Source organism: Streptomyces sp. CB02923 (assembly GCF_001905005.1).
Lineage (GTDB): Bacteria > Actinomycetota > Actinomycetes > Streptomycetales > Streptomycetaceae > Streptomyces.
This window is the reverse complement of sequence record NZ_LWKZ01000027.1, coordinates 470379-494552: the sequence shown is the minus strand read 5'-3', so window position 1 is coordinate 494552 and position 24174 is coordinate 470379. Positions and strand designations below refer to the sequence as shown.

18 protein-coding genes are annotated in these 24174 nt (G+C 71.6%); 7 read left to right on the top strand and 11 right to left on the bottom strand.

Annotation, left to right across the window (positions count from 1 at the left end; translation table 11 throughout):
• Positions 1–50 precede the first annotated feature (50 nt).
• Entirely contained in the window at positions 51–797 is a 747-nt protein-coding gene (locus A6A06_RS37100) for an SDR family NAD(P)-dependent oxidoreductase (RefSeq protein WP_073767956.1), read from the top strand.
• Positions 798–842: 45 nt separating this feature from the next.
• On the opposite strand, the gene A6A06_RS37095 is transcribed toward A6A06_RS37100, so the two are convergent.
• The 9 genes from A6A06_RS37095 to A6A06_RS37055 form a co-directional block, all read right to left on the bottom strand.
• Complete coding sequence (locus A6A06_RS37095) at positions 843–1514, bottom strand: FadR/GntR family transcriptional regulator (protein ID WP_073767954.1); 672 nt, start codon at positions 1512–1514, stop codon at positions 843–845.
• A gap of 185 nt (positions 1515–1699) precedes the next feature.
• A complete protein-coding gene (locus tag A6A06_RS37090; protein ID WP_073767952.1) occupies positions 1700–3049 on the bottom strand; it encodes an amidohydrolase in 1350 nt (449 codons plus the stop codon).
• Positions 3046–3801, bottom strand: coding sequence for a phosphorylase family protein (locus tag A6A06_RS37085; protein WP_073767950.1), 756 nt, complete (start codon positions 3799–3801; stop codon positions 3046–3048). The genes A6A06_RS37090 and A6A06_RS37085 overlap by 4 nt, the downstream gene beginning before the upstream one ends.
• A gap of 131 nt (positions 3802–3932) precedes the next feature.
• Entirely contained in the window at positions 3933–5267 is a 1335-nt protein-coding gene (gene mtnC, locus A6A06_RS43660; protein ID WP_274535912.1) for an acireductone synthase, read from the bottom strand.
• Between the two features lie 26 nt (positions 5268–5293).
• Positions 5294–5890: a 1,2-dihydroxy-3-keto-5-methylthiopentene dioxygenase gene (locus A6A06_RS37075; RefSeq protein WP_073767946.1), complete on the bottom strand. Its 597-nt coding sequence runs from the start codon at positions 5888–5890 to the stop codon at positions 5294–5296.
• 310 nt (positions 5891–6200) lie between these two features.
• Positions 6201–7811 (bottom strand): glycerol-3-phosphate dehydrogenase/oxidase, encoded by a 1611-nt coding sequence (locus tag A6A06_RS37070; protein WP_073767944.1) that lies wholly within the window; start codon positions 7809–7811, stop codon positions 6201–6203.
• Between the two features lie 2 nt (positions 7812–7813).
• Positions 7814–9355, bottom strand: a complete 1542-nt coding sequence (gene glpK / locus A6A06_RS37065) for a glycerol kinase GlpK (RefSeq protein WP_073767943.1) — start codon at positions 9353–9355, stop codon at positions 7814–7816.
• Positions 9356–9390: 35 nt separating this feature from the next.
• The gene (locus tag A6A06_RS37060) at positions 9391–10179 is read right to left on the bottom strand and encodes an MIP/aquaporin family protein (RefSeq protein ID WP_073767941.1); all 789 of its coding nucleotides are present in this window, start codon (positions 10177–10179) and stop codon (positions 9391–9393) included.
• Positions 10180–10406: 227 nt separating this feature from the next.
• On the bottom strand, positions 10407–11180 hold the full coding sequence (locus tag A6A06_RS37055) for an IclR family transcriptional regulator (RefSeq protein ID WP_073767939.1): 774 nt from the start codon (positions 11178–11180) through the stop codon (positions 10407–10409).
• A 323-nt stretch (positions 11181–11503) separates the two neighbouring features.
• On the opposite strand from A6A06_RS37055, the gene metH reads away from it, so the two are divergent.
• The 4 genes from metH to A6A06_RS37035 all read left to right on the top strand — a co-directional run bounded on the left by metH (position 11504) and on the right by A6A06_RS37035 (position 19612).
• Entirely contained in the window at positions 11504–15013 is a 3510-nt protein-coding gene (gene metH, locus A6A06_RS37050; protein WP_073767937.1) for a methionine synthase, read from the top strand.
• Between the two features lie 160 nt (positions 15014–15173).
• Positions 15174–15875: an HAD family hydrolase gene (locus A6A06_RS37045; protein WP_073767934.1), complete on the top strand. Its 702-nt coding sequence runs from the start codon at positions 15174–15176 to the stop codon at positions 15873–15875.
• A 374-nt stretch (positions 15876–16249) separates the two neighbouring features.
• Positions 16250–17860, top strand: a complete 1611-nt coding sequence (locus A6A06_RS37040) for an ABC transporter substrate-binding protein (RefSeq protein ID WP_073767932.1) — start codon at positions 16250–16252, stop codon at positions 17858–17860.
• Between the two features lie 165 nt (positions 17861–18025).
• Entirely contained in the window at positions 18026–19612 is a 1587-nt protein-coding gene (locus A6A06_RS37035) for an ABC transporter substrate-binding protein (RefSeq protein WP_073767930.1), read from the top strand.
• A 142-nt stretch (positions 19613–19754) separates the two neighbouring features.
• Here A6A06_RS37035 and A6A06_RS37030 read toward each other — a convergent pair whose 3' ends face one another.
• Positions 19755–20426, bottom strand: coding sequence for a response regulator (locus A6A06_RS37030; RefSeq protein ID WP_003981597.1), 672 nt, complete (start codon positions 20424–20426; stop codon positions 19755–19757).
• Between the two features lie 13 nt (positions 20427–20439).
• Positions 20440–21438 carry a RecB family exonuclease gene (locus A6A06_RS37025; RefSeq protein ID WP_073767928.1) on the bottom strand — a complete coding sequence of 333 codons (999 nt, stop codon included), beginning with the start codon at positions 21436–21438 and terminating at the stop codon, positions 20440–20442.
• 192 nt (positions 21439–21630) lie between these two features.
• Here A6A06_RS37025 and A6A06_RS37020 point away from each other — a divergent pair, with 192 nt between their 5' ends.
• Both A6A06_RS37020 and A6A06_RS37015 read left to right on the top strand, forming a co-directional pair.
• Complete coding sequence (locus A6A06_RS37020; RefSeq protein ID WP_073767926.1) at positions 21631–22941, top strand: site-2 protease family protein; 1311 nt, start codon at positions 21631–21633, stop codon at positions 22939–22941.
• Between the two features lie 320 nt (positions 22942–23261).
• A complete protein-coding gene (locus A6A06_RS37015) occupies positions 23262–24170 on the top strand; it encodes a tRNA (adenine-N1)-methyltransferase (protein ID WP_073767924.1) in 909 nt (302 codons plus the stop codon).
• Positions 24171–24174 lie beyond the last annotated feature (4 nt).

Below are 24174 nucleotides of genomic sequence, written 5' to 3'. Positions count from 1 at the left end.
CACAACTCGGTATACAGCGCGACACGCGCAAGGAACGTGAAGGGGCGGACATGACGACCGCACAGCTCGACGGCAAGGTGGCACTGGTGACCGGCGGCAGCCGGGGGATCGGGGAGGCCGTCGCGGTGCGGCTCGCCGCCGAGGGGGCCGATGTGGCGATCACCTACCGCAGTGAGGAGGCGCGCGCCGACGAGGTGGTGGCCCGGATCAAGGCGCTGGGGCGCCGGGCCTGGGCGGTGCGCGCGGACAGTGCGGACGCGGCTGCCGTACGGGCGTCCGTGGACGGCACCGTGGGGCGGTTCGGGCGGCTGGACATCCTCGTCAACAACGCGGGCGTCGGCGTGCTCGGGCCGATCGAGGGGATCGCGGCGGAGGACGTGGACCGTGTCCTCGCCGTCAACGTCCGTGCGCCGTTCCTGGCCGCGCAGGCCGCCGCGGGGCACATGACCGACGGCGGGCGCATCATCGGCATCGGCAGCTGCATGGCCGAGCGCGTCGCCTTCCCCGGCGGCTCGCTGTACGCGACGAGCAAGGCCGCGCTCACCGGCCTGACCAAGACCCTCGCCAGGGAACTGGGCCCGCGCGGCATCACGGCCAACCTCGTCCACCCGGGCCCGATCGACACCGACATGAACCCGGCCGACGGCGAGAGCGCTCCGATGCAGGCCCAGCTGACGTCGCTGGGGTCCTACGGGCAGCCGTCGGACATCGCGGCGACCGTGGCGCACCTCGCGGGGGAGGGCGGCCGGTACATCACGGGCGCGTCGATCGCGGTGGACGGCGGGTTCGCCGTCTGACCGGGGCGGGGGAGAGGGAGGGCGGTTCCGGGGGGCCGTCCTTCCTCACAGCGTCGAGCGCAGCCACTGCTCCACGCCGGCGATGTGCACCGTCGCCCAGGACCGCGCCGCCTCCGCGTCCCGGTCGCGGAGGGCGCCGAGGATCGCCCGGTGCTCGGTGAGGGTACGGCTCACCGCGTCCTTCTGTGTCAGCCCGCGCCAGACGCGGGCCCGGGTCGTCGGTCCCGACAGGCCGTCGAGCAGGGAGCAGAGCACCGGGTTGCCGGCGGTGGCCACGATCCGGCGGTGGAATTCCAGGTCCCGGGCGACCAGGTCCTCCACCGACGGATGCCGGCCCAGCGCGTTCAACTGTGCTTCCAGGTCGTCCAGTTCGGCCGGGGCGATGCGCCCGGCCGCCATCGCGGTGGCGGCCGGTTCCAGGATCCGGCGGACGGCCAGGAACTCCAGGACCGTGTCGTCGCGGTGGAAGTCCACCACGAAGCTCAGCGCTTCGAGCAGGAGCTGCGGGGCCAGGCTGGTGACGTAGGTGCCGTCGCCCTGGCGGACGTCCAGGATGCGGATCAGCGACAGGGCCCGCACCGCCTCGCGCAGCGAGTTGCGGGACAGGCCCAGGTCCGCGGCGAGTTCGGTCTCCCTGGGCAGCCGGTCGCCCGGCCGCAGCGCACCGGAGACGATCATCGCCTTGATCTTCTCTATGGCCTCGTCCGTGACCGCCATCCCGGAGCCTCCCCGCTCGCATCCGTCGGCCGGACGCCCGCAGACATCCGATGTCTGCGCCATTATGGCCGCGGAAGCACGGCCTCGGGAGCCTTCCGCGACCGGTCCGCCGGGGCTCCGGCCGCGGGAACTCCCGGCCCGCGCACGGGACATGCCCGCCGCGGGCCGGGAGCCCGCCGCCGTCCTCAGCCGGTCCGCAGGAGCGCTTCCACGTCAGCGGTCGCGGCCGCCTCGTCCAGCGTCGTCAGCCGCCGGTCGCGCATCAGCACCCGGCCGTCGACGACGGTGTCCCGGACGTCACCGGCCCGCGCCGAGTACGCCAGCGTCGACCACGGGTCGTGCCGGGGCGCCAGATGCGTACCGCCGAGGTCGAGCACCGCCAGGTCCGCGCGCTTGCCCACCTCCAGCGAACCGAGCTGCCCGTCCAGCCCCAGCGCCCGCGCGCCCTCGATCGTCGCCATGCGCACGGCCTGCTCGGCGCCGACCGCCGTGGGGTCGCCGCCCGCCTTGTGCACCAGCGCCGCCATCCCCAGCGCGCCCATCATGTCGAGGGCGTTGGAGCTGACCGCGCCGTCCGTGCCGAGCCCGACCCGCACGCCCTGCCGCAGCAGCTCCGGTACCCGGGCGATGCCGCAGCCCAGCTTGAGATTGGAGACCGGGCAGTGCGCGACACCCGTACCGGTCGCGGCCAGCGCGGCGATCTCGGGGTCGCTCAGCTCCACCGCGTGCGCGAGCAGCGTGTCCGGTCCCAGCAGGCCCAGCGACTCCAGCAGTTCGACGGGCCGCTTGCCGTACCGCTCGCGCACCGTCACCACCTCGGCGGCGTTCTCCGCGGCGTGCAGGTGCAGCAGCGCGCCGTACTCCCGGGCCAGCGTCGCGATGTCGGTCAGCTGCGCGGCGTCCAGGGTGTAGACGCTGTGCGCGAAGACCACCGGGCGGGTGCCGGGGGAGGCGTCGCGGCCGTCGAGGTTCCGGCGCGCCCACGCCATCCGGTCGCCGTACGGCATCCGGTCGGGCGGCCCCGGTACGTCCATGAACGTCGGGCCGGACAGCAGCCGCCAGCCCGTGTCCCGCGCCGTCCGCGCGGCCGACTCGTTGAACCAGTACATGTCCAGGGCCGTGGTCACCCCGCCCCGCACGCTCTCCGCCACGGCCAGCCGCAGACCCGCGGTCACCGCTTCCGGGGACAGCAGCTCGCTCTCCCGCGGCACCACCCGCCCCAGGAACCCCTGGAGGTCCAGATCGTCGGCGTGGCCGCGCAGCAGCGTCATCGCCAGGTGGGTGTGGGTGTTGACGAGGCCGGGGAGGACCAGGCAGCCGGCGGCGTCGATCTCCTCGGCCGCACGGTGGGCGGCACGCACCTCGTCGGCCGGGCCCACCGCGACGATCTCCCCGTCCCGCACGGCCACCGCGCCGTCGGACAGCACGGTGCCCGCCGCGTCGACGGTCAGCACCGTACCGCCGTGCACCAGCAGGTCGGCCGGAGCGCCGGGTCCGCTCCCGGCCGCCGCGTTCCCGTTCCGTACCGCGCTCACCGGGCCTCCTCCGCCAGCGTCCGCAGGGCCTCCAGCGCGACGACGGAGCCGCGCGCCACGCCCTCGGCGACGGCGTCCCGGTGCGGGTCGTACCCGCCGGTGGCCGCCGCGTCGACCAGCTCGTCCGCGTTCACCCCGTCGATCACCAGCACCGCGCCGGCGACCAGCCCGCGCAGGCCCGCCGTCACCAGCAGCGCGGACACCTCCATCTCGATCGCCGCCACGCCCGCCGCGGTGTACGCCGCCACCGGCAGCGGCAGCAGACCCGGCTGGAACGCCGCCCGGGTCCACACCACCCCGCGGTGGTACGGCGCCCCGGCCGCCTCCGCCGCCCCGGCGAGCGCCAGCACCGCCTCCGGCGCCGCCACGGCCGGGTACTCCGGCGGCACCAGCTGCTGCGTCACCCCGTCGTCCCGCACCGCCGCCTCGGCGATCACCAGGTCGCCGTCGCCGATGCCGGGCCGTATCGCCCCCGCCGTACCGAGGCGCACGAAGGTCCGTACGCCCGCGTCGGCCAGCTCCTGGAACAGCGGCACCGCACCGGGCCCGCCCACACCGTGCGAGGAGACGACCACCGGCAGGCCCTTCCAGCTGCCGGTGAACGTCCGGTACTCGCGGTGGTACGCGACCTCCGCCGCGTCGTCGAGCAGCTCGGCGACGGCGGCCGCGCGGGCCGGGTCGCCGACCACGACGGCCCGGGGCGCAAGCCCGCCGCGCGGCAGGCGGGCGATGGGGGACAGGTCTGGGGTCACGGGGCGGCTCCAGGGGTCGGGCGCATGGCCCGCGGGGCGGGACAACGCTGACGGGACGGCGGTTGCCCCCAACCTACGGGCCCGGCGGCACCCGCCCGCAACCCGATTCCCACGCGGCGGCCCCGGTTCGCTCACCCCCGTCCCGACGCCAGCTCCAACTCCAGCATCCACTGCACGACTTCCGCGTGGTGCCGGGCCTGGAGCAGGTCCGCGCCCCACACGTACAGACCGTGATCCGCCACGACCACCGCGGGCATCCGCGGTTCCCTGGCCTCCTCCAGACGGTCCCCGAGCACGCTCATGTCCTGGCTGTTGGCGATCACCGGCAGCCGCACCGCCTCGCCTTCCGCGGGCAGGCCGAGGCCCTTGAGCATCTCCAGGTCCCGCAGGACGATCCCGCCGGGGCGCCGCCGCCCCATCGCCACGGCCGCGACCGTGTGGACGTGCACGACCGCGCCCGCCCCGGTCAGCCGCACCACCCGCGCGTGCAGCCCGGCCTCCGCCGACGGCTTCCCGGCCCCGGCCGCCGGACCCGCCGTACCCGCGACGGCGGCGCCCCGGCCGTCGACCAGCACCACGTCGTCCGCGGTCAGCTCGCCCTTGTCCCGCCCGCTCGCCGTCACCGCCAGCCGCAGCGGGGTATGCGCCAGCACCACCGACAGGTTGCCGGACGTGCCGCGCATCCAGCCGAACGACGCGAACCGCGCGGCCTCGGCGGCCAGCCGCGCCCCCGCCCGCCGCACCTCCCGGTCCCCGGCGCCCGCGCCGCCTCCCTCCGCCCCGGCCCGCGTACGCATCTCCAGCTCCGCGAAGGAGGCCACCTCGGGATGATCGCCCACCCCGCTCTCGTAGTACGGCTCACCGGGCCGCCGCACCCCGGCCGTGCGCCACCCCGCCGCCCGCGCCGCGTCCAGCTCGCCGGGCCGGTCGGACAGGAACAGCACCCGCTGCGGCGCGGCGCCCAGATCCGCGGCGATCACCTCGTACGACGCGGCCACCAGCTTGGGCCCGGCGTTCTCCGTGTCGTGGAACGTCCCGGCCAGCGGCCGCAGATCGCCCTCCGGGCTGTTCCCGAACCACGCCCGCTGCGCCGCCACCGACCCCGACGAGTACACGTGCAGCCGCACGCCCGCCGCATGCCACTCCCGCAGCCGGGGCACCACGTCCGGGTAGAAGTGCGAGACCAGCTCCCCGCTCGCGAAACCCTCGGCCCACACGAGCCCCTGGAGCGTCTTCAGGGGCGTGACCTTGCGGTCCTCGTCCAGCCACGCGCCGAGCGTCCGCTCGATCCGCGCCGTGTCGGCGGCCGGCTCGTCCAGCAGCGCCCGTATCTGCTCGACGGCCCGCCGCACCTCCGGCTCCCCGGCCCGCTCCGTCAGCAGCCGCCCGAACCGCTCGCGCGCGTACGGATACAGCTCCCCGACGACGAACCCGGTCGCACTCGTGGTGCCCTCGATGTCGAGCACCACATGATCCACGTCGAAGGTGTGGGTCACGCCGCGCCCCGTTCCGGCCGCCCGGCCCGGAGCGTGTCGAAGTCCGGGAACCGCAGCGCGATGCCGTCCCCCGTGAACGCGGCGATCCAGCCGTCCTCCTCGTGGAAGAAGCGCAGGGCCGTGAACGACGGCCGGGTGCCCATGTCGAACCAGTGGGTGGTGCCCCGCGGCACGCCCAGCAGGTCGCCCTCCTCGCACAGCACGGCGTGCACCTCGCCGCCCGCGTGCAGGTAGAACACCCCGGACCCGGCGACGAAGAACCGCACCTCGTCGTCGTCCTCGTGGATGTGCTCGGCGAGGAACATCTCCCGCGCCGCCCGTGCCTTCTCCGGCCAGCCGAGGTCGTCGCAGGGGTGCAGGGACGCCACGTCCACCGTCACGAACCCCTCCTCGGCGGTCAGTTTCCCGATCTCCGCCCGGTACGCCGCGAGGACGGCGGCGGGCTCCGCGTCCGGCGCCACGTCCGCGCGCACCGGCCACTGCTCGTAGCGCACCCCGATCGGCGCCAGCGCGGCGGCGATCTCCGCGGGCTCCGACGTGCGCCGCAGCACGGTCTCCGGGCCGCTCTCCGGCCAGGTGGTCAGCAAGGTCATGAGGATCTCCGAGGTCGGCGACGGGTCTGGAGAAACACGGGCCGGAGGCCGCGAGGACCGGCCGGGCCCTTCCTGGCGATGCTAGGGCGTGTCGTCGCGTTCCCGCCTGCCGCCGTATCCCCGTCTGCCGTCGCGTTCCCGTCTGTCGTCGCGTTCCCGCCTGCCGCCGCGTTCCCGTCTGCCGTCGCGTTCCCGCCCGCCGCCGCATCCCGTCGTCCGCCCGGAGGAGGGCCGTACGGTGTCCGGACACGCCGAAGGGCGGCTCCCGGGCCGGGAGCCGCCCTTCGGGACAGCGGTGGGTGGCGGGGCGTCAGCCGCGCTGCCCCAGTATGGACTTGGTACGGGCGCGGACGTCCTCCGTGTCCAGGCCGCGGATGGTCAGCGTGGTGCGGCGGCGCAGCACGTCGTCGACCGTCTCGGCCCACTCGTGGTCGCGGGCGTAGACGACCTGGGCCCAGATCTCCGGGGCGTCCGGGTGGATGCGCTCGGCGAGGGCCGCGTCCTCGTTGGCCAGCCGCGCGATGTCGAAGGACAGCGAACCGTAGTGGGTGGCCAGGTGACGGGCGGTCTCCGGCGCCATGCGCGGGCCGGGGGCCGAGCCGTCGACCAGCAGGCGGTGGGCGACCGCGTTGGGGTTGGCGATACCCGGCAGCGGCAGCTTCTTCGGCAGGTGCGCGATCGGCTCCATGTCCTCGGCCAGCGGCTGGCCCGGCAGCGCCGCCAGCTTGTTCATGACCGTACGGCCGATGTGGCGGAACGTCGTCCACTTGCCGCCCGCGACGGACAGCATGCCGCCCGCGCCCTCGGTGACGACGGTCTCGCGCTTGGCCTTGGAGGTGTCGCCGGGGCCGCCCGGCAGCACCCGCAGACCCGCGAAGGAATAGGTGATCAGGTCACGGGACAGCTGCTGGTCGCGGACGGAGAAGGCCGCCTCGTCCAGGATCTGCGCGGTGTCCTTCTCGGTGACGCGGACGTCCGCCGGGTCGCCCTCGAACTCCTCGTCGGTCGTGCCGAGCAGCAGCATGTCCTCCCAGGGGAGGGCGAAGGTGATGCGGTACTTGTCGATCGGGGTCGCCAGCGCGGCCTTCCAGGGGGAGGTGCGCTTGAGGACCAGGTGCGCGCCCTTGGACAGGCGGATGGAGGGCGCCGCGTTCGGGTTCTCCATCTTGCGCAGGTGGTCGACCCACGGGCCGGTCGCGTTCAGGACCAGGCGCGCGTTGAGGCCGAACTCGGTGCCGTCGGTGCCGTCCTTGAGCTCGGCACCGGTGACCCGGCCCTGCGTGAAGCGCAGCCCGGTGACCTCGGCGTGGTTCAGGACCGTGGCGCCGGCCTCGACGGCCGCGCGGACCGTCATCAGGGCCATCCGCGCGTCGTTCATCTGGTCGTCGCCGTACACGGCCACGGCCTTGAGGTTGTCCGTACGCAGCTCCGGCACGTCGCGCTGGGCCTTGGACGGGCTGATGACGTGACCGACACCGTCACCGAAGGCGGACAGCGCGGAGTAGGCGAAGACGCCCGCGCCGAGCTTGGCCGCGCCGTGCGGGCCGCCCTTGTAGACCGGCAGGTAGAAGGTCAGGGGGTTGGCGAGATGGGGGGCCACCTCACGGGAGACCGCACGGCGCTCGAAGTGGTTCTCCGCCACCAGCTTGACCGCGCCGGTCTGCAGGTAGCGCAGACCGCCGTGGAGGAGCTTGGAGGAGGCGGAGGAGGTGGCGCCGGCGAAGTCGCCGGCGTCCACCAGCGCAACCCGCAGTCCCGACTGCGCGGCGTGCCAGGCGGTGGAGATGCCCAGGATGCCGCCGCCGATCACCAGGAGGTCGTACGTCGCCTTGGAAAGCTGCTCCCGAGTCTCGGCGCGGCTCTGGGTCGAACCGTCGGCCGGGTGCGTCCCAAGTGCCGGGACGCTCTGCAGGGTGCTCATGATTACTCCTCGTCCTCGATCCAGCCCATGGACCGCTCGACGGCCTTGAGCCAGCTCTTGTACTCGCGGTCGCGGGTCTCCGCGTCCATGCGGGGGGTCCACTCGGCGGCCCGGCGCCAGTTGGCGCGCAGCGCGTCGGTGTCCGGCCAGAAGCCGACGGCCAGTCCGGCGGCGTAGGCGGCGCCGAGGCAGGTCGTCTCGGCCACCATCGGCCGCACCACGGGTGCGTCCAGGAAGTCCGAGATGGTCTGCATCAGCAGGTTGTTGGAGGTCATCCCGCCGTCGACCTTCAGCGAGGTCAGGTCGACGCCGGAGTCCTTGGTCATGGCGTCGGTGATCTCGCGGGTCTGCCAGGCGGTGGCCTCAAGGACGGCGCGGGCGATGTGCGCCTTGGTGACGTAGCGGGTCAGGCCCGCGATCACACCGCGCGCGTCCGGGCGCCAGTAGGGGGCGAACAGGCCGGAGAAGGCCGGGACGAAGTACGCGCCGCCGTTGTCCTCGACGGTGCTGGCCAGCGTCTCGATCTCGGCGGCCGAGTTGATCAGGCCCATCTGGTCGCGCATCCACTGCACCAGCGAACCGGTGACGGCGATCGAGCCCTCCAGGGCGTAGACCGGCTTCTCGTCGCCGATGCGGTAGCCGACCGTGGTCAGCAGCCCGTTGTAGGAGTTGACGGGCTCGTCACCGGTGTTCATCAGCATGAAGGTGCCGGTGCCGTACGTGGACTTGGCCTCGCCCTGCTCGAAGCAGGTCTGGCCGAACAGGGCGGCCTGCTGGTCGCCGAGCGCGGAGGCGACCGGCACGCCGGCCAGCGCGCCGGTGACGGCGGTGCCGTACACCTCGGCCGAGGAACGGATCTCCGGCAGCACCTCGGCGGGGATGTGGATGGAGTGCAGGATCTTCTCGTCCCACGCCAGGTTGCGCAGGTTCATCAGCAGCGTGCGCGAGGCGTTGGTGACGTCGGTGACGTGCACGCCGCCCTTGGCGCCGCCGGTCAGGTTCCAGATGACCCAGGAGTCCATGGTGCCGAAGAGGATGTCGCCGGCCTCGGCGCGCTCGCGCAGGCCCTCGACGTTGTCCAGCAGCCAGCGGATCTTCGGGCCGGCGAAGTAGGAGGCCAGCGGCAGGCCGGTCTCGCGGCGGAAGCGGTCCTTGCCGACGTTGCGGCCCAGCTCGCGGCAGAGCGCGTCGGTGCGGGTGTCCTGCCAGACGATGGCGTTGTGGACCGGCTCACCGGTGTTCTTGTCCCACATCAGCGTGGTCTCGCGCTGATTGGTGATGCCGATCGCCTTGACGTCCTTGGCGGTGATGCCGGCCTTGTCGACGGCACCGGCCACGACCTGCTGGACGTTCTCCCAGATCTCCTTGGCGTCGTGCTCGACCCACCCCGGCTTGGGGAAAATCTGTTCGTGCTCCTTCTGGTCGACCGAAACGATACGGCCGTCCTTGTCGAACACGATGCAGCGGCTGGACGTGGTGCCCTGGTCGATGGCCGCGATGAATGGGCCGTGGCCGTGTGAGGCGGTGCTGTGGTTGTCGCTCATGTGTGCTCCAAAAATCTTCTGTCAGGCGGCGCGGCTCAGGCGAACGCGATGTTGTAGATACCACCGGCGATCACGCCGCCGATCAGCGGACCGGCGACCGGGATCCACGCGTAGCCCCAGTCCGACCCGCCCTTGTTCGGCAGCGGAAGCAGCGCATGGACGATACGCGGACCGAGGTCGCGAACCGGGTTGATCGCGTAGCCGGTCGGGCCGCCGAGCGACAGACCGATGCCGACGACCACGAACGCGGTCAGCAGTGCACCGATGACGCCGACGCCCTTGCCGTCGTCGCTGAGGCCCTGCGTGAGGATCGCCAGCACGAGCACGATGGTGGCGATGACCTCAGTGGTCAGGTTCTGCACCGCGTTGCGGATCTCGGGTCCGGTGGAGAAGACCCCGAGAACCGGGCCGGCCTTGGGGGCCGCCGCCTTGTCGACCATGCCTTCCTGACCGCTCTGCTCGCCCACGATCTCCGGGTCGCGCAGATGGGCCTGGAAGTGGCCGTAGTACGCGAGCCACACGAGCACCGCGCCGATCATGGCGCCGAGCAGCTGTGCGGCGAAGTACACCGGTACGTCGCCCCACGGCGTGCCGCCCTTGACGGCCAGTCCCACGGTGACCGCCGGGTTGAGGTGCGCGCCCGACTTCGACGCGATGTACGCGCCGGTCAGTACGGCGAGGCCCCACCCGAAGGAGATGGCCACCCAACCCGCGTTGTACGCCTTTGAGCGCTTGAGCGTGACGGCGGCGCAGACGCCACCGCCCAGCAGGGTCAGAACAGCGGTACCGATGGTCTCGCTGATGAAGATGTCGGAGCTGGACACCCGCGACTCCTTTGTCCTTCGTCCAGGGGAAGGCGGACCCCGGGTCCCTCCGGAGGTCCGCGCCCTCCGAGAGGGCGTTGGTCGGCCTCCGGCAATGTCCACCATAACGAATATTGTCGTTTGGTGTTCGACAATGCCGACCGACGAACGGCAGTTTTCTTCACACGCAGCACCCCGTCAAGGGTTCTGTGACTGAAAACTTAGGTGAACATATGGGACGGGACGGGTCAGAATCGCCCTGCGCCCAGGTCCCGGGAGACCGCACGTGCGCAATCCCTCACAGCAGCGACGATTTCCGGCCGCAGCTCACCCGGCTCGCCGTCCCGGCAGACCCGCTCCACCGCACCGGTCACCCCCACCGCGCCCACCGGCATCCGGCGCCGGTCGTGGATGGGCGCGGCCACCGACGCCACGCCCTCCCAGGTCTCCTCCACGTCGGCCGCCCAGCCCCGCGCCCGGGTGAGGTCCAGCACACCCTCCAGCTCCTCCAGCCCGGTCACCGTGCGCGGCGTGAACGCCTGCCGCTCGGCCTCCGTCGCCTCGCTGTGCGCCACCGGGTCGTACGCGGTCAGCACCTTGCCCAGCGCCGTGCTGTGCAGCGGGTGCATCGCGCCCACCTCCAGCACCTGGCGGCTGTCGTCGGGCCGGAAGACGTGGTGCACGATCAGCACGCCCTGCTGGTGCAGCACCCCCAGATAGACGCTCTCGCCGCTGGACCGCGCCAGGTCGTCCGTCCACACGAGCGCGCGGGCGCGCAGCTCGTGCACGTCCAGGTAGCTGTTGCCCAGGCGCAGCAGCTCCGCGCCCAGCTGGTAGCGGCCGGACGCCGGGTCCTGCTCGACGAAGCCCTCCTGCTGGAGGGTGCGCAGGATGCCGTGCGCGGTGCCCTTGGCCAGGCCCAGCGCGGAGGAGATGTCGGAGAGTCCCAGCCGCCGCTCGCCGCCGGCCAGCAGCCGCAGCATCGCGGCGGCACGCTCCAGCGACTGGATGGTCCGTGCCATCGGGCAACCTCCGGGTGAAGCGGTGTGCAGCGGGTGACGTGATGCGCGTGACGCGGTGTGCGGCAGCGCCGATCGGCTCCGGGGAGCGGTTCGGCAATGCTGAACGATATCGGTGAATGCCGACCCTGTGGCAGTCGGCCGACGCCTGTCAATGATCTTGACCAAGTCCGGGACCGGCCCGGAACCGGGCATGGCGCGGGCCGGGAACCGTCCACGCCGTGGGACACCCGGGCCCCCGACAGCCACGCCCGCTACCCTGACCGGGTGCGCCTTCTCCCGGAAGGCGCAAAGCCGACAGCCGTCGCAACCAGGGGAGCACCTCCATGGCCTCGTACACGCCATCGTCCACCAGCACATCCCGCACCACGGCACTGCGCGAGGCCCTCGCCTCCCGCGTAGTGGTGGCCGACGGGGCGATGGGCACGATGCTCCAGGCACAGGACCCGTCGATGGAGGACTTCCAGCAGCTGGAGGGCTGCAACGAGATCCTGAACGTCACCCGTCCGGACATCGTCCGTTCGGTCCACGAGGAGTACTTCGCGGTCGGCGTCGACTGCGTCGAGACCAACACCTTCGGCGCCAACTACGCCGCCCTCGCCGAGTACGACATCCCCGAGCGGGTCTTCGAACTCTCCGAGTCCGGCGCCCGCATCGCCCGCGAGGTCGCCGACGCGTTCACCGCCTCGACCGGACAGCAGCGCTGGGTGCTCGGCTCCATGGGCCCCGGCACCAAACTGCCCACCCTCGGCCACGTCGACTACGCCACCCTGCGCGACGCCTACCAGCAGAACGCCGAAGGCATGATCGCCGGCGGCGCCGACGCGCTGCTGGTCGAGACCACCCAGGACCTGCTCCAGACCAAGGCCGCCGTCCTCGGCGCCCGCCGCGCCCTCGAAGCGACCGGCACCGACCTGCCGATGATCTGCTCGGTGACCGTCGAGACCACCGGCACCATGCTGCTCGGCTCGGAGATCGGCGCCGCGCTGACCGCGCTGGAGCCGCTCGGCATCGACATGATCGGCCTGAACTGCGCCACCGGCCCCGCCGAGATGAGCGAGCACCTGCGCTACCTGGCGCGCAACGCCCGCGTACCGCTGGCGTGCATGCCGAACGCCGGTCTGCCCGTCCTCGGCAAGGACGGCGCCCACTACCCGCTCACCGCGGGCGAGCTGGCCGACGCCCAGGAGACCTTCGTCGCCGAGTACGGGCTCTCGCTCGTCGGCGGCTGCTGCGGCACCACGCCCGAGCACCTGCGCCAGGTCGTCGAGCGGGTACGGGGCCTGGTCCCCACCGAGCGCAGCCCGCGCCCCGAGCCCGGCGCCGCCTCGCTGTACCAGACCGTCCCGTTCCGCCAGGACAGCTCGTACCTGGCGATCGGCGAGCGCACCAACGCCAACGGCTCCAAGAAGTTCCGCGAGGCCATGCTGGAAGGCCGCTGGGACGACTGCGTGGAGATGGCCCGCGACCAGATCCGCGAGGGCGCCCACCTGCTCGACCTGTGCGTGGACTACGTCGGCCGGGACGGCGCCGCCGACATGCGGGAGCTGGCCGGCCGCTTCGCCACCGCCTCCACCCTGCCCCTCGTGCTGGACTCCACCGAGGTCCCGGTGATCCGGGCGGGCCTGGAGAAGCTCGGCGGCCGCGCGGTCATCAACTCCGTCAACTACGAGGACGGCGACGGCCCCGAGTCGCGGTTCGCCAAGGTCGCCGCGCTGGCCCGGGAACACGGCGCCGCCCTGATGGCGCTGACCATCGACGAGGAGGGCCAGGCCCGTACCGTCGAGCACAAGGTCGCCATCGCCGAGCGCATCATCGACGACCTGACGACGAACTGGGGCATCCGCGAGTCGGACATCCTCATCGACACCCTGACCTTCACCATCTGCACCGGCCAGGAGGAGTCCCGCAAGGACGGCGTCAACACCATCGGGGCCATCCGCGAGCTGAAGCGGCGCCACCCCGACGTGCAGACCACGCTGGGCCTGTCCAATATCTCCTTCGGTCTCAACCCGGCCGCCCGCATCGTCCTCAACTCCGTCTTCCTCGACGAGTGCGTCAAGGCCGGACTGGACTCGGCGATCGTGCACGCCTCCAAGATCCTGCCGATCGCCCGCCTGGAGGAGGAGCAGGTCAAGGTCGCCCTCGACCTGATCTACGACCGGCGCGAAGAGGGCTACGACCCCCTCCAGAAGCTCCTGGAGCTCTTCGAGGGCGCCACCGCCAAGTCCCTGAAGGCCGGCAAGGCCGAGGAACTGCTCGCGCTGCCCCTGGAGGAGCGGCTGCGCCGCCGCATCATCGACGGCGAGAAGAACGGCCTGGACGCCGACCTGGAGGCGGCCCTCGCCGACCGCCCGGCCCTGGACATCGTCAACGACACCCTGCTCGAAGGCATGAAGGTGGTCGGCGAGCTGTTCGGCTCCGGCCAGATGCAGCTGCCGTTCGTGCTCCAGTCCGCCGAGGTCATGAAGACCGCGGTGGCTTACCTGGAGCCGCACATGGAGAAGTCCGACTCCGAGGGCAAGGGCACCATCGTCCTGGCGACCGTACGCGGCGACGTGCACGACATCGGCAAGAACCTCGTCGACATCATCCTGTCCAACAACGGCTACAACGTCGTCAACCTCGGCATCAAGCAGCCGGTTTCGGCCATCCTCGAAGCCGCCGAGGAACACCGCGCCGACGTCATCGGCATGTCCGGACTGCTGGTCAAATCCACGGTGATCATGAAGGAGAACCTGGAGGAGCTCAACCAGCGCAAGATGGCGGCCGACTTCCCCGTCATCCTCGGCGGCGCCGCCCTGACCCGCGCCTACGTCGAACAGGACCTGCACGAGATCTACGAGGGCGAGGTCCGCTACGCCCGCGACGCCTTCGAGGGCCTGCGCCTGATGGACGCCCTGATCGCCGTCAAGCGCGGCGTACCCGGCGCCACCCTGCCCGAGCTCAAGCAGCGCCGCGTCCCCAAGCGCGACATCGAGATCAAGGAGCCGGAACAGGAGGAGGGCACCGTCCGCTCCGACGTGTCCACCGACAACCCCGTCCCCGCCCCGCCCTTCTGGGGCACCCGCGTCGTCAAGGGCATCCAGCTCGCCGACTACGCGTCCTGGCTGGACGAGGGCGCCCTCTTCAAGGGGCAGTGGGGCCTCAAGCAGAACCGCGCGGGGGACGGCCCCTCGTACGAGGAACTCGCCGAGTCCGAGGGACGGCCCCGGCTGCGCGGCTGGCTGGACAAGCTCCAGACCGAGAACCTCCTGGAGGCCGCCGTCGTCCACGGCTACTTCCCCTGCTACTCCAAGGGCGACGACCTGATCCTGCTCAACGAGGACGGCACCGAGCGGACCCGCTTCACCTTCCCCCGCCAGCGCCGCGGCCGGCGGCTGTGCCTGGCCGACTTCTTCCGCCCCGAGGAGTCCGGCGAGCGGGACGTGGTCGGCCTCCAGGTCGTCACCGTCGGCTCGCGGATCGGCGAGGCCACCGCCGAACTGTTCGCCTCCGACTCCTACCGCGACTACCTGGAGCTGCACGGCCTGTCCGTCCAGCTCGCCGAGGCGCTCGCCGAGTACTGGCACGCCCGGGTCCGCGCCGAGCTGGGCTTCGCCGGCGAGGACCCCGCCGACGTCGAGGACATGTTCGCGCTGAAGTACCGCGGCGCCCGCTTCTCGCTGGGCTACGGGGCCTGCCCCGACCTGGAGGACCGCGCCAAGATCGCCGACCTGCTGCGGCCGGAGCGGATCGGCGTCGAACTCTCCGAGGAGTTCCAGCTGCACCCCGAGCAGTCCACCGACGCCATCGTCATCCACCACCCGGAGGCGAAGTACTTCAACGCGCGGTAGCGCCGGGACCGGGGAGGCCACGGAAGTTCCCGCGGGCCACGCGCGTCCCCCCGCACAGTCGTACACTGGTCGGTCCGGTAGTGGCCGGTCGCCTCCCCCACGCGGGAGAGCGGCCGGCCCTTTCGTCCCTTCGGGGACGCGTGACGACGGAGGTGCACGGATGACCAGCAGCATCCCCGCGACAGGAACCCGTACGGCCGACGGCGCCACCCTGCAGGCCGTCTTCCTCGACCTGGACGGCACCCTCGTCGACACCGAGGGCTTCTGGTGGGAGGCGGAGGCCGCGGTCTTCGCCGAGCTGGGCCACGTACTGGACGACCACCACCGCCAGGTCGTCGTCGGGGGGCCGATGACGCGCAGCGCCGCGTACCTGATCGGCGTGACCGGCGCCGACATCGGCCTGGACGACCTGACCGTGCTGCTCAACGCCCGGTTCGCCGAGCGCATCGCCCGCGGCGTGCCGCTGATGCCCGGCGCCCGCCGGCTGCTGGCGGAGCTGGCCGCGCACGGCGTGCCGACCGCCCTGGTCTCCGCCTCGCACCGCACCATCATCGACCGGATGCTGCACTCCCTGGGCCCGGAGAACTTCCGCCTGACGCTGGCCGGCGACGACCTGCCCCGTACGAAGCCCCACCCGGACCCGTATCTGACCGCGGCCGCCCGGCTCGGTGTGGACCCGCGGCGGTGCGCCGTGGTGGAGGACACCGTCACCGGTGTGACGGCCGGGGAGGCGGCCGGCTGCCAGGTCGTCGCCGTGCCGTCGGTGACTCCGATCGGCGCCGGCGCGGGCCGCACCGTGGTCGGATCGCTCGAAGAAGTGGATCTCCCATTTCTCCGGTCCTTGATCACGGATGGCCGGTGAAGCGTGCACTGAGCGTGTTCCGGCGAAAGCGGAAGAAACTGTAAGGAGTGGGCCGCTCATTTTCCGTGACGAATGCGCTGGCTGAATTACCTCTGATGATCTCCTCAATGTGGGAGTGACGTTTCTCACGTGTCAGCCCGTCGACAGCGTGGACCATGGTCGTTCCATGGGCGCTTTCTGCTGGTTTCCCTGGGGGTAAGTGTCCGGATTGATGGAGGCGCGTACGAATCGTTCCACCGTCCGGATATCGGTCATCCGGCGGCCGTTATCCGGGCGTGATAACCGTTCAACTCTGTTGTGTCCCGGACGCCCTGGCCGTTCCTACTAATGTCAACGCGAGCAACACCTCTGCGCTGATAAGGAACCTGCCGACGATGAATCGCAAGACCTTGGTGCTGCCGGCCCTGGCCGGTCTGCTCGTCCCCACACTCGCCGCCTGCGGCAGTTCGGACGGCTCCGGCGAAGGCGGCAAGCCGATCAAGGTCGGAACCACCGCCCAACTGGAGGCCACCAAGGACGCGCCCGCCCCGCTCGACCCCGCGCAGGCGTACGACGTCGACGCGTGGAACGTGCTGCGCGGAACGCTGCAGACGCTCATGCGGCTGCCGCGGACCGGCACCGCACCGGTGCCGGAGGCCGCCGAGTCCTGCGGCTTCCGGGACACCCAGAACGAGCAGTTCCGCTGCAAACTCCGCGGCGGCCTGAAATTCTCCAACGGGCACGCCCTCACGTCCAAGGACGTGAAGTTCTCCATCGACCGGATGCTGGCCATCAAGTACGACCGCGGCCCCATCTCCCTGGTCGACAACGTCGACAAGGTGGAGACCCCCAGCGAGACCGAAGTGGTCTTCCACCTCAAGAAGCCGGACGCCACCTTCCCGCAGAAGCTCGCCACCCCGGCAGCGGCCATCGTCGACAGCGAGGTGTACCCGGCCAAGGGCCTCTACAAGGGCTTCGACGTCTCCGGCTCCGGCCCGTACACCGTCAAGGTCGAGCACAGCGGACAGCGCGTCAGCAAGGCCGTCTTCACCAAGAACCCCGACTACAAGGGCGGAATCGAGGCGAAGAACTCCGCCGTCGAGATGAAGTTCTTCGAGGACTCCGGCGGCATGGAGAAGGCCCTGCGCAAGGGCGACATCGACCTGATGAACCGCAGCCTGACACCCGACCAGGTCAAGGGCCTGGAGAACGCCCGCGACGAACACGTCGCCCTGACGGCGGTACCCGGCTCCGAGATCCGCTACCTGGCCTTCAACACCGACGACCCGTCGGTCGCCGACAAGGCCGTCCGGCAGGCCATGGCCCAGCTGGTCAACCGCTCCGCGCTGGTACGCGACGTGTACTCCTACGCCGGCGACCCGCTGTACTCCCTGGTGCCCAAGGGGCTCACCGGCCACATCAACTCGTTCTTCACCAAGTACGGCAACCCGAGCGTCCCCGCCGCCCGCAAGATCCTCCAGCAGGCGCACATCACCACCCCGGTGAAGCTCACCCTCACCTACACCTCGAACCACTACGGCTCCAGCACCGCCAAGGAGTTCCAGGAGCTGAAGGACCAGCTCAACAAGAGCGGCCTGTTCGACGTCCAGATCAAGGGCGTCGACAACTGGACGCAGTTCCGCAAGGAACAGTCCGAGGGCAAGTACGCCGCCTACGGCATGGGCTGGTTCGCCGACCTCCCCGACGCGGACAACTACATCGCGCCGTTCATCGGCAAGGGGAACTTCCTCAACTCCCCGTACCGCAACAACAAGATCGAGTCCCAGCTGATCCCCGGCACCCGGCAGCAGGCCGACCGCAACGCCGCCGCCGAGGGCTTCAAGCAGGCCCAGGACATCATCGCGGACGAGGTGCCCGTACTGCCCCTGTGGCAGGGCAAGCAGTACGTCGCCGCCCGCGACGACATCACCGGCGCCGAATGGGCCCTGAACTCCTCCTCCGCCCTGCAGATCTGGGAACTCGCCCGCGGCGTGAGCAGCAACTGACGACGACCTCCGGCCGGCGCCACCACACGCCGGCCGGCTGCCGCATCCCCGAGACGGCGCGCACCACCACAACCGATGACGGCACTCCGCCGGCACACCGACACCGGCACCCGCCGGCGCGGAACACACCGCTGAACCGCCAGGACGACTGTGAGGAACACGCACGTGAGGAAACGCGACCAGTGGCTCGCCGCACCGCTGGGGGCAGGGCTCGTCGCCGCCCTGCTCAGCGGCTGCGGATCCGGTGACGGCGCGGGTGCCGGGACCGGTGAACCCGTGGTGATGGGGATGACCGACAAGGTCGTGTCCACCGACCCCGCAGCCGGCTACGACCCGGTCTCCTGGTTGCTGTTCAACAACGTCTTCCAGTCGTTGCTGAGCTTCCCCAAGGGCAGCACCACGCCCGAACCCGAGGCCGCCGACTCCTGCGGCTTCACCGAGGGCGGCAGCACCGTCTACAAGTGCACCCTCAAGGACGGGCTGAAGTTCAGCAACGGCAACAGCCTGACCTCCGAGGACGTCAAGTTCTCCTTCGACCGGATCAAGCGCATCAACGACAAGCGCGGACCGGCCGTGATGTTCGCCGCCGTCGACAAGATCGAGGCCCCCGACGCCCAGACCGTCGTCTTCCGCCTCAAGACCCCCGACGCGACCTTCCCCATGAAGATCGCCTCCGGTGCCGGCTCCATCGTCGACCACCGCGAGTACGCGCCCGACAAGCTGCGCACCGACGACAAGGCCATCGGCTCCGGCGTCTACACCCTGAAGGACTACGACGCGTCCTCCGAGGCCGTCTTCGGCGTCAACGGCTCCTACAAGGGCCCCGCCAAGGTCAAGAACTCCGGTATGACCATGAAGTTCTTCACCGGCCAGGACAAGCTGAAGAAGGCGGTGCAGGACGGCTCCATCGACGTCGCCTACCGCGGTCTGGCCATGAAGGACATCGCCTCGCTGGACCAGGCCGACAGCCACCAGCACGGCATCCAGGTCGTCGAGGGCAACAGCGCCGAGGTCATGCACCTGGTCTTCAACATGCACGACCCGGTGGCCGGCAAGCTCGGCGTCCGCAAGGCCATCGCGTACCTGCTGGACCGTTCCACGCTCGTCCGCGACGTCTACAAGCGCACCGCCGAACCCCTGTACTCGATCGTCCCCGCGGGCATCACCGGCCACAACACGGCCTTCTTCGCCAACTACGGCGACCGGCCGCAGGCCGACAAGGCCGCCGCCGCCCTGCGCGAGGCCGGCTACACCAACAAGAAGGTGCCGCTCACCCTCTGGGCCACCCCCGTCCGCTACGGCCCCGGCACCGTCCCGGCCTTCCAGGAGATCGCCCAGCAGCTCAACGCCAGCGGCCTCTTCGACGCCACGGTCAAGAGCGTGCCCATCGAGGAGTTCGAGAAGGGCCGCGAAGCCGGGAAGTACGGCGCGTACGTCAAGGGCTGGGTCCCCGACTACCCGGACCCCGACAACTTCACCCAGCCGTTCTTCGGCGAGGACAACGTCCTCGGCAACAACTACGACGCCAAGCGGATCACCGGCAAACTGCTGCCCGGCACCGCCGGCCAGCCCGACCGGCAGGCGACCAAGACCGCCTTCCGCGAGATGCAGAACATCGTCGCCGAGGAACTGCCGATGATCCCGGTGTGGCAGGGCAAGCAGTACGCCGTCGCCCGCGAGGACATCGACGGCCTCCAGTGGACGCTGGACGCCTCCACCGTCTTCCGCTTCTGGGAGATCAAGAAGGGCTAGCACCGCCCGCCCGCACGCAGACGGCCCGGCCCGCCGCTCCCTCCGGAGTGGCGGGCCGGGCCGTTGCACGCTCTCTGCCGGGGGGGGCCGGGGGGGGCCGGGGGGCCGGGGGGTACGCCTGCGCGCGCCCCGCGCAGCCGCTCTACTGGGCCCCGGGACGCACCAGCCCGCTCTCGTACGCATACACCGCGGCCTGCACCCGGTCCCGCAGCCCCAGCTTCGTCAGCACATGCCCGACGTGCGTCTTGACCGTCGTCTCGCTCACGAACAGATCCGCGGCGATCTCCGCGTTCGACAGACCGCGCGCCACCAGCTTCAGCACCTCCACCTCACGCTCCGTGAGGGTGTGCAGTGTGTCCGGCACCGGCTCCTCACCGGACGGCAGATGCCCCGCGTACTTGTCCAGCAGCCGGCGCGTGATGCTCGGCGCGAGCATCGCCTCGCCCGCCGCCACCACCCGGATCGCCTGCACCAGCTCCTGCGCCGGCGCATCCTTCAGCAGGAAACCGCTGGCCCCCGCCCGCAGCGCCTCGACCACGTACTCGTCCAGGTCGAACGTGGTCAGCACCAGCACCTTCGCCGGACCGTCCTTCGCCGGACCGGTGATCTGCCGGGTCGCCTCGACCCCGTCCATCCGCGGCATCCGGATGTCCATCAGCACCACGTCCGGCTGCAGCGCCCGCACCTGCTCCAGGGCCTGCAGGCCGTCCCCGGCCTCGCCGACGACCGCGAGATCCTGCTCGGCCTCCAGGATCATCCGGAAACCGGTACGCAGCAGCGGCTGGTCGTCGACCAGCAGGACGCGGATTGCCACAGGAACTCCTTCGTTAGACCAGGTCCATTCTGCCCTGCCCCTCCCCGGAGACCTCCACAGGGAGAGCCCGGCCGGGCCCCGGCACCGGCAGCGGATACGGCGGGGGAGTACCCCCGAACTCCGGGCACACCGCCTGGTGGTCGCACCACCCGCACAGCTTCGTACGGCGCGGACGCCAGTCACCGGTCGCCGTCGCCCGCTGAATCGCGTCCCACAGCGCCAGCAGCTTGCGCTCCACCCCCAGCAGATCCGCCTCGGCCGGGTCATACGTCAGCACGTCACCACTGCCCAGGTACACCAGCTGGAGCCGCCGCGGCACCAGGCCGCGCAGCCGCCACATCACCAGCGCGTAGAACTTCATCTGGAACAGCGGACCGTCCGCGTACTCCGGGCGGGGCGCCTTGCCCGTCTTGTAGTCGACGAGCCGCACCTCGCCCGTCGGCGCCACGTCCACCCGGTCGATGAAACCGCGCAGCCGCAGCCCCGAATCCAGCACCGTCTCCACATACAGCTCGCGGTCCGCGGGCTCCAGACGCGTCGGATCCTCCAGCGTGAACCACCGCTCCACCAGCGCCTCGGCGTCCGCCAGCCACGCCGCCAGCCGCTCACCCGCCGGATCGTCCTCGAACAGCCCGGCCAGCTCCGGCCGCTTCGCCAGCAGCTTCTCCCACTCGCCCGGCACCATGGAGCGCGCGCCGCCCGCCGTACGCTGCGCGGCCGGAGCGTCGAAGAGCCGCTCCAGCACCGCGTGCACCACCGTGCCGCGCGTCGCCGCGGGGCTCGGCTTCTCCGGCAGCTTGTCGATCACACGGAAGCGGTACAGCAGCGGGCACTGCATGAAGTCGCTCGCCCGCGACGGAGAGAGCGAGACGGGGCCGGCTGCGGGGCGGGAGGTGGTGACATCCGCCACGGCCCCGGCATCCCCGGCCGCCCCGCTCCCGCCGGTCGCCCCGCCCTGTCCGCCGTCGCCGCCCGCGGCGTCCGGCCCGGCCTTCTCGGTGCTCGTTCCCATGACACCCGACCCTACGGCCCGCCACTGACAGCCACCGCAACCGAGGGATCACAATGGGAGACCGAGGCGGGGCGACGCGAAGCGCTCCGCATACCATCGACGCCAGACCCCTTCGCCCTGCATGATCGACATGCCGTACCGGACCGCAACCGGACGGACAGGAGCGAAGGCCGCAACCGACGAGGGGACGCCGTGGACGAGAGTGGGAAGCCGCAGGACCCCGAGGAGTCCGCGCACCACCGACCGCCCAACCCGCCCGGACCGTCCGACCCGGCCCGCGCCACCGGCCGTACGAGGCCGTCCGGGAACCGCCCCTCCCCGCAGCGCCAGGCCAAGGACGGCCAGGGCAGGCGCACCGGCGGCGGCATCCTCATGGGCCGCCCCTTCGGCGTGCCGGTCTACGTCGCCCCCAGCTGGTTCATCGTCGCCGCCCTGATCACCTGGGTCTTCGGCGGCCAGCTCGAACGGATCCTGCCGGAGCTGGGCGCCGCCCGCTACCTCGTCTCGCTCTTCTTCGCCGTCGCCTTCTACGCCTCGGTGCTCGTCCACGAGCTCGCGCACACCATCGCCGCGCTGCGCTTCAAACTCCCCGTACGCCGCATCCAGCTCCAGTTCTTCGGCGGCGTCTCCGAGATCGAGAAGGAGTCCGAGACACCCGGCCGCGAATTCGTCCTCGCCTTCGTCGGCCCGCTGCTCTCCCTCGTCCTCGCGGGCGTCTTCTACGGCGGCATGAAGCTGGTCGAGCCCGGCACCGTACCCGGCGTCCTGCTCGCCGGACTGATGATCTCCAACATGATCGTCGCCGTCTTCAACCTGCTGCCCGGCCTCCCGCTGGACGGCGGCCGGATGCTCCGCGCCGTCGTGTGGAAGATCACCGGCAAACCGATGACCGGCACCGTCGCCGCCGCCTGGGTCGGCCGCGCGCTCGCCATGGCGGTCCTGATCGGGCTGCCGCTGCTCACCCACACCGGCGCCCTGGGCAACGCCCCCACGGACCTCGGCGGCGCCGACTCGATCACCGACGCGCTGCTCGCCGCGATCCTCGCCGCGATCATCTGGACCGGCGCGGGCAACAGCCTGCGCATGGCCCGGCTGCGCGAACGCCTCCCGGACCTCCAGGCCCGCACCCTCACCCGGCGCGCCGTACCGGTGGAGGCCGACACCCCGCTGTCCGAGGCCCTGCGCCGCGCCAACGACGCCGGCGCCCGCGCCCTGGTCGTCGTGGACCGCGTGGGCCGGCCCACCGCCGTGGTCCGCGAGAACGCCATCGTCGGCGTTCCCGAGCACCGCCGCCCGTGGGTCGCCGTCAGCGGCCTCGCCCAGGACCTGAAGGACGGGATGCGGGTCTCCGCCGAACTGGCCGGCGAAGACCTCCTCGACTACCTGCGCGCGACCCCCGCCACCGAATACCTGGTCGTCGAGGAGACCGGCGAGATCTACGGCGTTCTGTCCACCGCCGACGTCGAGCGCGCCTTCGTGGCTGCCATGGCCCGCCCGTCCTGAGCCCCGCGCTTCGGAGCCCCGCGCTTCGGCCCCGCCACGCCTGGGTAAGCCCCCGCCGGGGGGACGATCACGTTCGATTCGCCCTGTAGGCGAGCGGACGGGACGGCTCCGCGCCCGCCCGGCTTCGGCGCCCGGCCCCGCCCGCGCCCGCCCCGGCCCCCGCGCCCACCAGCCCCCACCTCGCCCCCACCCCCCTCCGCCCTGGCACAGATCCGCCCCGGCACGGATCCGCCCCGGTACGGATCCGCCCCGGTACGGATCCGCCCCGGCACAGATCCGCCCTGGTACGGAGCGGTCCCCACGCCCGGTAGGCTGGTCACATGTCCGAACCGACCGGTGCCGCCCGCCGTCGCGGGCCCTTCAAGGTCGGGGACCAGGTCCAGCTCACCGATCCCAAGGGACGCCACTACACGTTCACGCTCGAAGAGGGCAAGAGCTTCCACACCCACAAGGGAGCTTTCCCCCACGACGAGCTGATCGGTGCTCCCGAAGGCAGTGTGGTCCGTACCACAGGGAACGTTGCCTACCTCGCGCTGCGCCCGCTGCTCCCCGACTACGTCCTGTCCATGCCCCGCGGCGCCGCCGTGGTCTACCCCAAGGACGCGGGGCAGATCCTGGCGATGGCCGACATCTTCCCCGGCGCCCGCGTCGTCGAGGCGGGGGTGGGGTCCGGCTCGCTCAGCAGCTTCCTGCTGCGCGCCATCGGCGACCAGGGCATGCTGCACAGCTACGAGCGGCGCGCCGACTTCGCCGAGATCGCCACGCAGAACGTCGAGCGTTACTTCGGCGGTCCGCACCCGGCGTGGACGCTCACCGTCGGTGACCTCCAGGACAACCTCTCCGACACCGAGGTCGACCGGGTCATCCTGGACATGCTCGCCCCGTGGGAGTGCCTGGAGGCCGTCTCCAAGGCGCTGGTCCCGGGCGGCATCCTGTGCGCGTACGTGGCCACCACCACGCAGCTGGCCCGCACCGTCGAGGCCATCCGCGAGCACGGCACGTTCAACGAGCCGTCGGCCTGGGAGACCATGGTCCGCACCTGGCACGTCGAGGGTCTCGCGGTCCGCCCCGACCACCGCATGATCGGCCACACCGGCTTCCTGCTCACCGCCCGCCGCCTCGCGGACGGCGTCGAGCCGCCGCTGCGCCGCCGCCGTCCCGCCAAGGGCGCGTACGGCGAGGACTACTCCGGTCCCGGCAGCTCCAGCGGGGGCGCGGAGCGCGGCTGACCCG

Coding starts and splice junctions, on each gene's coding strand:
- A6A06_RS37100 (WP_073767956.1), top strand. CDS start 51: ATGACGACCGCACAGCTCGACGGCAAGGTGGCACTGGTGACCGGCGGC.
- A6A06_RS37095 (WP_073767954.1), bottom strand. CDS start 1,514: ATGGCGGTCACGGACGAGGCCATAGAGAAGATCAAGGCGATGATCGTC.
- A6A06_RS37075 (WP_073767946.1), bottom strand. CDS start 5,890: ATGACCTTGCTGACCACCTGGCCGGAGAGCGGCCCGGAGACCGTGCTG.
- A6A06_RS37070 (WP_073767944.1), bottom strand. CDS start 7,811: ATGAGCACCCTGCAGAGCGTCCCGGCACTTGGGACGCACCCGGCCGAC.
- glpK (WP_073767943.1), bottom strand. CDS start 9,355: ATGAGCGACAACCACAGCACCGCCTCACACGGCCACGGCCCATTCATC.
- A6A06_RS37055 (WP_073767939.1), bottom strand. CDS start 11,180: ATGGCACGGACCATCCAGTCGCTGGAGCGTGCCGCCGCGATGCTGCGG.
- metH (WP_073767937.1), top strand. CDS start 11,504: ATGGCCTCGTACACGCCATCGTCCACCAGCACATCCCGCACCACGGCA.
- A6A06_RS37045 (WP_073767934.1), top strand. CDS start 15,174: ATGACCAGCAGCATCCCCGCGACAGGAACCCGTACGGCCGACGGCGCC.
- A6A06_RS37040 (WP_073767932.1), top strand. CDS start 16,250: ATGAATCGCAAGACCTTGGTGCTGCCGGCCCTGGCCGGTCTGCTCGTC.
- A6A06_RS37025 (WP_073767928.1), bottom strand. CDS start 21,438: ATGGGAACGAGCACCGAGAAGGCCGGGCCGGACGCCGCGGGCGGCGAC.
- A6A06_RS37015 (WP_073767924.1), top strand. CDS start 23,262: ATGTCCGAACCGACCGGTGCCGCCCGCCGTCGCGGGCCCTTCAAGGTC.